Raw genomic sequence first — 2157 nt, forward strand, 5'->3', positions numbered from 1 at the left:
GGCCTGATCGACGGCCTGGTGCGGCGCGACGTGCGCCGGTTCGGCGCAGGCCGCGAATCGGGCTTCATCTACCACCGCGCGAAAGCAAGCCTGATGCCGCTGGCCGTGCTGCCCTGGGTGACGTACCTGGCCTTGCCGATCTCGGTGCATCCGCTGTTGATCCTGCTGCCCAGCGCCGCCTTGCTGGGACTGGCCGTGAGCCTAACAGCGGGGAGCTTCAAAAAGTACCTGTAGCTACATTGTTCTGAACGCCTTGTCTTCGTCCGGACCACCATAACGCTGTAGCCGCACTGCGCACTCAATCAACACTATCCGTGCGAGGTAGGCGGCATACTGGCGCTCTTCGGCGAATGATTCCAGTCTGTCGTAGTGTGTGCCATGCAGTATCTGCGATCGACCGTGGTCATAGATGTCCTTGACCAACTGCTTCAGTGTGCGAGGGCGGTTTCCCCGGATAACCTGCGTGTCCCCTTTCGTGCCGGTCAGATGTACGACCATCTCACGGATACCGTCGTTCTTGCCGCCGCAGCACAGTACATCCAGGCAGGTTCCAAGCTTTGCTAGCGCTATGGCATCACTTGACTCACGATTGCCTTCGCCGAACCAGTCCAGCGCAGTAGCCCATCGATTGGCAAGCTTGGGATGCTCGTGATTCGATGGATCAAGCAGCCCTTCAAGGATCGCCGCGAATGCCGGAAGAATTGATGCCATGTCATCCAACGCTTGCCTTACTCGTTTGGGGGGTTGCGAGAGAATCCGCTTTCCAAGCGAGCTTCCAGGCAGCCACAGAAATCCTTTAGTTTCGACCAGACGATCGCTACCGGCAGGCGGTAGGCGCTCGTCTTGAAGCGCCTGTTGCAGGAAGCACTCGGAGGCTCCAAAGCCCAGAGAGATAGAGTCAAGCGCTGTCTTGCCAACCAATCTGGCCAGCTTGCGTGAGAATTCACGCTCATAGCCACGGACTGTTACCTTGACCAAGGCTGGACATCCGACTATCGCACTGTAAACGGCGTTGGCCAGCCCTTCGATGGAGGAGCCATCATTGGGTTTCTGCAAGGCATCCTTGAGAATTTCCTTCCAGCGGTGGTTCGCCTCTGGTTGGTTCAGATAGTGATCCTTTCCCTGCTGAGGGAAATCTACTGAATCTATCCAGTCCGACCTATTCAAGAATGTCACCGGGCCGAGGGAGAACGGAGACTTCCTCTCCATGCCCAGGGTCCAGGCCGGGAAATAGTGCGTGTGTTCGTTGGTGATGCTTGCGAGTCGTTCCTCGATAAGCAATTTCAGTTTGGGAAGCAGCCCGCCCTGATCGCATTCATCAAACCCTGAAAGCTCACCCGAGGCGTGCATATCGGCAACGGCTTGGCGGGTAATCTTCTGAAAGGCTTCGGGTTCGATCTTCACTGAGTTCAGAGTCCGATTCTGATGAAGGGTGCTGGAGAACTGCCCAAGCGCCTCTCTTGCCTTTCTGGTGAAGTACCGCTGCATACCGTTCTCGGCGGTGACGAAATCAGGAATGCCGGCCTCTTCGGACCATGGAGTGGCCCCCTTGTGCACGCGATCTAACTCATCCACCAGAGCTTTCAGTTCGGTCTTTAGCCCCATAAATTCCTCCTCGATCTACTTCTGACCGCAGGATAGCCCAGGCTGACACTAACAGCCTCGGCATCCATCAATCCGGTCATCCGCGGGTTCCTATTGTTTGCGGCCTAAAGCAGCCCTGATCTCCACGATCAAGCCATTGCTGATCACACAGGAATGGCGCGATGGTGGCTTCAACCTGGCTGCGCGCCGCGCATCGCGGCGTGCCCACTTTTCTCGTGATGGCCCTCCTGCTGGGCCAGTCCCCTACGGCATTGGCCGAGGCCCCGGCGCAGCGCCAGGAGTTGGTCGCCGCGCTGCGCCAGCTCGACGCGCTGGAGCGCACCGTCGCCGACGGCGCCGCGCATGCCCCCATCCAGCCGGGCGAACGCTACCACTTCGATTACCCGCGGCTGCTGGCTGACCTGGCGCGCGTGCGCGCTGGCATCCAGGCCCACCTCACACCGTCGCGTGCCCAGCCGCGCGACCTCTCTGAACTGTCCGGCGACTACCGCACCGAGCGGGCCGCCTCGCCATCGCAGCCGACGACGACTGCGGAGAGCAAGCCATGAACGG

The 2157-nt window shown here is 59.5% G+C and carries 3 protein-coding genes; 2 read left to right on the plus strand and 1 reads right to left on the minus strand.

Going from position 1 to position 2157, the window contains the following annotated elements; genetic code table 11:
* Positions 1-234, plus strand: a 234-nt coding sequence (locus K206_RS0136405) for a TIGR03747 family integrating conjugative element membrane protein (RefSeq protein ID WP_029044464.1), incomplete at its 5' end; no start/stop codon positions are given.
* On the opposite strand, the gene K206_RS40515 is transcribed toward K206_RS0136405, so the two are convergent.
* Positions 235-1605, minus strand: coding sequence for a hypothetical protein (locus tag K206_RS40515; RefSeq protein WP_043367971.1), 1371 nt, complete (start codon positions 1603-1605; stop codon positions 235-237).
* A gap of 161 nt (positions 1606-1766) precedes the next feature.
* Here K206_RS40515 and K206_RS0136415 point away from each other — a divergent pair, with 161 nt between their 5' ends.
* On the plus strand, positions 1767-2153 hold the full coding sequence (locus K206_RS0136415; protein ID WP_020207137.1) for an RAQPRD family integrative conjugative element protein: 387 nt from the start codon (positions 1767-1769) through the stop codon (positions 2151-2153).
* Positions 2154-2157 lie beyond the last annotated feature (4 nt).

Origin of the sequence: Cupriavidus sp. WS, from assembly GCF_000395345.1 — a bacterium.
Lineage (GTDB): Bacteria > Pseudomonadota > Gammaproteobacteria > Burkholderiales > Burkholderiaceae > Cupriavidus > Cupriavidus basilensis_B.